General features: G+C 65.9%; 6 protein-coding genes. 4 read left to right on the top strand and 2 right to left on the bottom strand.

The features are described from left to right. A partial coding sequence (locus F3J20_RS32475) for a hypothetical protein (RefSeq protein ID WP_167285798.1) occupies nt 1-358 on the bottom strand: 358 nt, incomplete at its 3' end. Nucleotides 359-1,764: 1,406 nt separating this feature from the next. Here F3J20_RS32475 and F3J20_RS31290 point away from each other — a divergent pair. The 3 genes from F3J20_RS31290 (at nt 1,765) to F3J20_RS31280 (ending at nt 5,847) form a co-directional block, all read left to right on the top strand. After that, nucleotides 1,765-3,153, top strand: a complete 1,389-nt coding sequence (locus F3J20_RS31290; protein WP_167285797.1) for an FAD-binding oxidoreductase — start codon at nt 1,765-1,767, stop codon at nt 3,151-3,153. A 311-nt stretch (nt 3,154-3,464) separates the two neighbouring features. Next, complete coding sequence (locus tag F3J20_RS31285) at nt 3,465-4,055, top strand: YSC84-related protein (protein ID WP_167043602.1); 591 nt, start codon at nt 3,465-3,467, stop codon at nt 4,053-4,055. A gap of 304 nt (nt 4,056-4,359) precedes the next feature. Next, nucleotides 4,360-5,847, top strand: a complete 1,488-nt coding sequence (locus F3J20_RS31280) for a SulP family inorganic anion transporter (RefSeq protein WP_167043600.1) — start codon at nt 4,360-4,362, stop codon at nt 5,845-5,847. A 187-nt stretch (nt 5,848-6,034) separates the two neighbouring features. On the opposite strand, the gene F3J20_RS31275 is transcribed toward F3J20_RS31280, so the two are convergent. Next, complete coding sequence (locus tag F3J20_RS31275; RefSeq protein WP_167285799.1) at nt 6,035-6,580, bottom strand: YbaK/EbsC family protein; 546 nt, start codon at nt 6,578-6,580, stop codon at nt 6,035-6,037. 245 nt (nt 6,581-6,825) lie between these two features. On the opposite strand from F3J20_RS31275, the gene F3J20_RS31270 reads away from it, so the two are divergent. Then, the coding region (locus F3J20_RS31270) for a YihY/virulence factor BrkB family protein (protein ID WP_167285796.1) at nt 6,826-7,797 on the top strand (972 nt) is incomplete at its 3' end.

Genomic DNA, 7,797 nt, shown 5'->3' with positions numbered 1-7,797 from the left:
CCACCATCGCCATGACCGCCATCTCCATGGCCACCATCGCCATGACCGCCATCTCCATGGCCACCATCGCCATGACCGCCATCTCCATGGCCACCATCGCCATGACCGCCATCTCCATGGCCACCATCGCCATGACCGCCATCTCCATGGCCACCATGCCCACCGTCACCATCCCCATCACCGCCATGCCCATGCCCATGCCCATGATGACCATGTCCACCATGACCATGCCCGCCATCTCCACCGGAATCACCACCGTTGCCGGCGTCTCCCCCCGAGCCGTCACCTCCGGTCCCGCCGTTACCGTCGCCATTACCGTTACCGCTACCATTACCGCCATTACCGGCGTTACTGCCATTCCCGTTGTTCCCGCCGGTGCCTCCCGAGCCGGAGTTGGCCGCGCTGTTTCCGCCGCTCAGGCCATTGCCGCCCGTGCTTGTCGACGGCGCCCCGCTACTCTGCGGGCCCGTCGGCGCAGCCGAAGCGAGCCCCACCGATGCGAAGCCCGCTCCGCCTCCCTGAGTCGCGCAGCCGGGCCCGGCACCGCTCGAACATCCGCTGCCCGATGTCTGCGCGCCCGCCATCGCCGCATAAAGGCTCACAGCCACCGCCAAAGCCGCGCGCCGCGTACCCAGCTTCCACGCGTCCCCGTTATGCTTTTTCATTTCAATCTCCTAATTATTCCATCCAGAACGACCGGTCCAAATAACGAGTGAATCTCCGCTCATCGAGAAAACGGAAATCCGAAGCCCGACCGACTTCGCCTCGTGCGAAATAAAACCCGTCACACGGGACACTTCTCTCTCGGAAAATCCCCGGTCCGATTTGGCGTACTTCGAGAGAATCGGCTGGCTGTGCGCCGAACTAATCGTTAAAGCAGCACAGCAAGGCTTGATGGACGTTGAAGTTATGCGCAGAGCAATCAGGTGACCGTGCGCTAGACCACGCAATGCGATATCGCCGATATTCGCGGCAACGTTCCGCACTCGTTCGACGAAGCGGCATCAATCGAAATAAGCCCTGAAACAAGCCATGAATCGTTTGTTCTGACATTCGCCTCACATTATTGACAGCACCAGAAGCGAATCGAAAATAGCGCAATCATCGAGGGTTTTCGCGTACTCAACCGGACTCTTTACATATCGCCTCTTTTATTCATGTGTTTCTCCGCACATAAAACGAAAAATGCCCAAAGGCGAATGAGCGCAATCCCACAGACAGGGTAGATAAAAGCCGCCGCGCCGTTTCACAAACATCGCGCCGTCAAAACCGCCTCCTCGCGCCGGAAAAAAATCTCCGCCGATGTGCGCTAGCGCTCATACATCGGCGCACGCATCGACCACCGCAACCGCCGACATGCGAAGCAACGCAGCAGCCCGCCGCCGCTTCCGAACACTCGCCATCGAAGCCGCAATCGCAATCGGCCCTGCAGACACACTCCCGCGCGCCGCAAAGTGTCGCGGCGCAACCATCAGCGCGGCGCGAACCAACACTTCATCGCGCGATCTTTTTCCGAAGCATGTGCACCATCCGTGCGATCGCGACCGGCCATCGACACCTGCACGCCGCGCAAACGCCTGTCGCGCGAGCGATTGCGCCGCGACGTCCGCGAGCGCGGGTATACCTTTGTTTGACTTCGGCGCGCCGCCCCGTTTACTGGACGCACACCGACCTCCCGATACGCGTTCCCTCGGCGGCGTCCATTTAGTTTGGTCTTCTGAATAGCGCGGCGGGAGCGTCTGCCACTCTCCTGCGAGGTACGCCATGGTCACGATATCCAGCAGCGCAATCGACGCATTCAAAGCCGGCCTGCGCGGCCCGCTTCTCCTGCCCGACACGCCGGATTTCGACGCGGCGCGCAGCATCTGGAATGCGATGATCGACCGCTATCCCGCGATGATTCTGCGTTGCGCCGGCGCGGCCGACGTGCGCAGCGGCATCGCCTTCGCGCGCGACAACGGCCTGCCGCTCGCGGTTCGCGGCGGCGGCCACAACATCGGCGGCAGCGCGCTATGCGACGACGGGCTCGTGCTCGATCTGTCGTCGATGAAATCCGTGCGCATCGATCCGGCCGCGCGGCGCGCCTATGTCGAACCGGGCGCGACGCTGCACGATTTCGATCACGAAGCGCAGGCATTCGGACTCGCGACACCGCTCGGCATCAACTCGACGACCGGCGTCGCGGGGCTCACGCTCGGCGGCGGATTCGGCTGGCTCAGCCGCCGCTACGGCATGACGGTCGACAACCTCGTGGCCGCCGACGTCATCACGGCCGACGGCGAATTGCGTCGCGCGAGCGCCACCTCGCACGACGATCTGTTCTGGGCGATTCGCGGCGGCGGCGGCAATTTCGGCGTCGTCACGCAGTTCGAGTTCGATCTGCATCCGCTCGGCCCGCTCGTGTACGGCGGCCTCGTCGTGCTGCCGTTCGGGAACGCGAAAGACGCGCTCGTCAGCTACCGCGCCGCCGCGCCCGCGATGCCGGAAGAACTCGCCGTGTGGGCCGTTGCGCGGCTCGCGCCGCCGCTGCCGTTCCTGCCGCCCGACGTACACGGCCAGCCAGTGCTCGTCTTTGCGATGTGCTACACCGGCCCCGTCGAAAACGGTCCGGCCGCGGTCGAGCACGTGCGCGGCTTCGGCGCGCCGCTTGGCGAACATCTCGGGCCGATGCCGTACGAAACGTGGCAACAGGCGTTCGATCCGCTACTCACGCCCGGCGCGCGCAACTACTGGAAGTCGCACAATCTCGCCGACATCGACGATGGTCTGATCGACGCCTTGATCCGTGCGATCGACACGCTGCCGTCGCCGCAATGCGAGATCTTTTTCGGACTGATCGGCAGGCAAACGCAGCGCGTGGCGGTCGACGCAACCGCCTATCCGAACCGCGACACGCTCTATGCGATGAACGTGCATGGCCGCTGGGACGATGCGCGCGACGACGACCGCTGCATCGCATGGGCGCGCGAATTCTTCGAGGCGGCGCGGCCCTTCGCGCTCGGCAGCGTGTACGTGAACTTCATGACGCAGGAGGAAAGCGGCCGCATCGCCGAAGCGTACGGGCCGAACTACGAGCGGCTCGTCGCCGTGAAGAACCGCTACGACCCCGGCAATCTGTTCCGCCACAATCAGAACATCCGTCCGACGCCCTGACTACGCTAGCCGTCCTGACCGCGCGCGGCCGGGAGCCGGCCTCGCGCACGCCCCACCGCCACGACGAGGCACACCGCCCCGGCCCCACAGCGACGCGCGCTTCGACACGCCTTGGGCACACAATCTGCTGGATCATTCGCACACGTCCCGGCACACTGGCGGCGCAGCGTTCCCGTTCCAAATCAACGGCCACGACGCGCGCAAGGAAACTCCCGCGCGTAAAACAGAACAAACGAAAGCAGGCGAAACCGCCGCACTCTCCGATCACGTACAAAACACAAAACGCGTTCGACACGCAAAGGAAAACAGTCATGCGCAGACGACAGTTCATCATGACCGGCAGCGCTGCTCTCGCCGTCGCGGGCCTGAACCTCACCGGTTGCACGACGACTTCGCCGGCTTCCGGCGCCTCGCCCGCAGCCAACGCCGGCAAGCGCGACACGATCAACGCGGGCATCGACTCGACGCTCGCGCGTCTGTACGAAAACGTCGACGGCTCGCGCGATCTCGTCGCCAAGGCGCGTGGCGTGCTGGTGTTCCCGTCGGTGATCGCGGCCGGCTTCTGGGTCGGCGGACAGTACGGCGAAGGCGCGCTGCGCATCGACGGACGCACGGTCGGCTACTACAGCACGCTCGCGGGTTCGTTCGGCTTGCAGATCGGCGCGCAGTCGAAGGCGCTCGTGTTCCTGTTCATGACGAAGGAAGCCCTCGACGATTTCCTGCATAGCCAGGGATGGGCGGTCGGCGCAAACGCGACCGTCGCGGTGCTGAAGGTCGGCGCGAACGGCGCGGTCGATACGTCGACCGCGACGAGCCCGGTGCAGGCTTTCGTGCTGACCAACGGCGGCCTGATGGCGGGCGTTTCGCTCGAAGGCACGAAGGTTTCGCGTCTGATTATTTGAGCGCGGAGATTGGCGTCACCGCGTATTGGCACAGGGCCATTCGTATAGATCGGCTTCACAACCGCGCTACGCCGCACCGTCTCTATCACGGACCATCGCGCAACCTTCGGGCAACCGTCGCGCAACCGCCCGCCGCTTGCGCGACGGTCCGCGCGGCGCTCAGCGACCCGATTCATCGTACTACGGTAGAATTGCGGCCTTTCGCAAAGCGTTCCGCCTTCGGCTGACGCCTCCTTCGCGCCGCCACCTGCATCGCCATGTGCGCGCGCTTGCACCGCGCGCTCGCGCGCCCACCTCGTTGACCATGAACACCGCTAGTCCCGCTCCCGGTCGGCCCGCGCGGCTTTCCGGCATCCGCAGCAACGTGCTCGCCGGCCTGACCTCGTCGTTCGCGCTCGTGCCCGAATGCATCGCGTTCGCGCTGGTCGCCCATCTCAATCCGCTGATGGGCCTGTATGGCGCATTCTTTATCTGCACCGTCACCGCCCTGTTCGGCGGACGGCCCGGCATGATCTCGGGCGCCGCCGGTTCGATGGCCGTCGTGATCGTCGCGCTGGTCGTGCAGCACGGCGCGCAATATCTGCTCGCCACCGTGATACTGAGCGGCCTGCTGATGGTGCTGTTCGGCGCATTGCGGCTCGGCAAGCTGATCCGCATGGTGCCGCATCCGGTGATGCTCGGCTTCGTCAACGGACTCGCGATCGTCATCGCCAGCGCGCAGCTCGCGCACTTCAAACAGATCACGCCGCACGGCGAAACATGGCTGCGCGGCAGCGCACTCGCGACGATGTGCGCGCTCGTCGCGCTGACGATGGCGATCGTCTATCTGCTACCGCGCCTCACGCGCGCCGCGCCGCCCGCGCTGGTGGCGATTCTCGGCGTCGGCCTGTTCACGCAGCTGCTGCATCTGCCGACCCGCACGCTCGGCGACATGGCGCATATCGCGGGCAACCTGCCGGCGCTGCATCTGCCCGACGTGCCGCTAAATCTGGACACGCTGCGCATCATCCTGCCGTACGCGGTGCTGATGGCGATCGTCGGTCTGCTCGAAACGCTGCTCACGTTCAATCTGACCGACGAGATCACCGAAACGCGCGGTCAGCCGAATCGCGAATGCGTGGCGCTCGGCGCCGCGAATATCGCCTCAGGACTGTTCGGCGGCATGGGCGGCTGCGCGATGATCGGCCAAACCATGATCAACCTGAATTCGGGGGGGCGCTCGCGGCTGTCGGGGATCGTCAGCGGCGTGATGATCCTGCTGTACATCCTGTTCCTGTCGCCGCTGATCGAGCGGATTCCGCTCGCGGCGCTGGTCGGCGTGATGTTCGTGGTCGCGCAGCAGACCTTCGCATGGGGGTCGCTGCGCGTGCTCGGCAAGGTGCCGCGCAACGACGCGCTCGTGATCGTCGCGGTCACGGTCATTACCGTGTTCGCCGATCTCGCGATCGCGGTGATGTGCGGCATCGTGATCGCCGCGCTCAACTTCGCGTGGCAGCATGCGCGCGAAATTCATGCGCACGCCGAGGATCGCGCGGGCCACCGGACCTACGTGCCGCGCGGCACGCTGTTTTTCGCGTCGACCACGCGCTTTCACGAACTGTTCGATCCGGCGCGCGACCCGGCGAACGTGACCGTCGATTGCAGCCATCTGCTGCTCGCCGATCATTCGGCGCTCGCGGCCTTGCAGGGACTCGCCGAGCGTTATCGCAAGGCGGGCAAGCAGTTGAGCATGAAGAACCTGTCGGAGCGCAACCGCCAGTTGCTGAGCCGCGCGGGCGTCGGCTTCGCTTGAGGCTTCGTTTGGGACCTCGCCTGAGGCCGCGGGCCGAGGTCAGGGTCGGGGTCGGGGTCGTGCTCAGGCTCAGGCACGAGCAAGGACACGCGGGCGTACACACTTCGCCAGCAAGCACCGCGTAGCCGCGTTCCTTCCCGCCGGTAGCGCGCGCCGCTTCGACTGCAGCGTCAACGCCACGACCGTCTCACTCCGCCGACAGCGGCAGCGTCAACTCCGCCACCTCGCAGCGCGGCCACTGCCGCAGCACCTCGGGAGAAAGCAGCAGCTTGGCGGCCCGCACGCCCGCGCCCATGACGACCTGCATGCGCTCCATCACCGCGGCGTCGACGAGAATGCGCCAGTCCTGCGGCAGACCGAACGCGGTAATCCCGCCGAACTCCATCCGGCTATGCTCGACCGCCGTCTCGCGCTGCGCGAACGAGAGCCGCTGCGCGCCGAGCACGGCCTTCACCGCGCCGTTGACGTCGAGCCGCCGCGAACCGAGCGAAACGAGCGCCGCGTAATGCTCGCCGCCGTCCTTTTTGTAGCGGATCACGATCGTGTTCGCGCAGTCTTCGAGGCCGAAGCCGTAGCGCGCGCTGAAGGCGGCGGTATCGGAAGCGTCGTCGGTCACGCCGAACACCGTGATGCCCTGCGCCGGCAATTGTTCGACGACGTGCGCGGGCAGATGCGCGCCCCATTGATCGGCGGCGATGACGTCCAGTTGCTGTACGAATTCGTGCGAATGCATGGTGACGAGAAAGGTGAAGGGAATCCGCTGCATTCTAGCGGCATGCGCGGCGGCCGCGCAGCGCATGCATACCTGCCCGCGCGACGATGTGACGGCGTGACGACGCATGGGCGCTGTGTCTTCGTCACGACGGCCCGCGTCGCTTAGCTTGTATAGTGGCGGGCACACGGCTTGCGGAGGGCACGCAAGCGAAAGCCGCCCGCCGCGACAAGACGCGACGGCCCGGCACCGTTCGGAACACGACCATGGACCTCGACTCCTTCTCCACCGGGAACCTTCAGCAGGCAGCGCGCAAGCAGGCCAACTGGGTAATCGGCGCGCTGCGGCAATTCTCGGACAACCGCTGTCCGGCGCAGGCGGCCAGCATCGCGTTCTACGCGGCCTTCTCGCTTGCGCCGACGCTCGTGATGGTGATCGCCGTGGCCGGCTGGTTCTTCGGCGCGGCGGCCGCGCGCGGCGAACTGTACGGCCATATCAACGGCCTGATCGGCAATCAGGCCGCCGAGGGCGTGCAGACGATCGTCGAGAACGCGCATCATGCGGGCGCCAAAGGCGGCGTCGCGGCGATCATTTCGTTTTCGCTGCTGGCGATCGGCGCATCGGCGACGTTCTCGTCGCTCAACAGCGCCCTCAATATAGTGTGGCCCTACACCGGGCCGCGCACGTCGGGCGTGCTCGCGCTCGTGCGCGTGCGGCTGGTCTCGTTCGGGCTCGTGCTCGGCGTAGCGTTTCTGCTGATCGTCTCGCTCGTGCTCGATACGGTGATCGTCTTCATCGGCAACTGGCTGTGGGGCAACTCGCCCTATGTCGTGATCGGCAACCTGCTGCAACTCGGCGTCGGGCTGCTTGTGCTGGTGTTCGCGTTCGCCGGGCTGCTCAAGTTCCTGCCCGACGCGAAGGTGCTGTGGCGCGACGCGCTGGTCGGCGGCCTCGTCGCGGCCGTGCTGTTCACGGCCGGCAAGAAGCTGTTCGCGCTCTATCTCGCGCATGCCGGCATGGCCAGTTCGTTTGGCGCGGCCGGCTCGCTCGCGGTGCTGCTGATGTGGCTGTACTTCTCGGCGGCGGTGCTGCTGCTCGGCGCGGAGTTCTCGGCGGCGCGCGGGCGCCTGCACGATCCGCGCGGCGGCTGGGGCATGCAGAACGGCGCGCCGCCGGGCAGCCGCGCGAAGCTCGCGTCGGTGCTGGCCGCGTCGACGGTCGGCATGGATGCGGCGCCG

Origin of the sequence: Paraburkholderia sp. Cy-641, assembly GCF_011752945.1 — a bacterium.
GTDB lineage: Bacteria > Pseudomonadota > Gammaproteobacteria > Burkholderiales > Burkholderiaceae > Paraburkholderia.
Note: the sequence above shows the minus strand (reverse complement) of the source record. Positions and strands in the feature narration are given on the sequence as shown.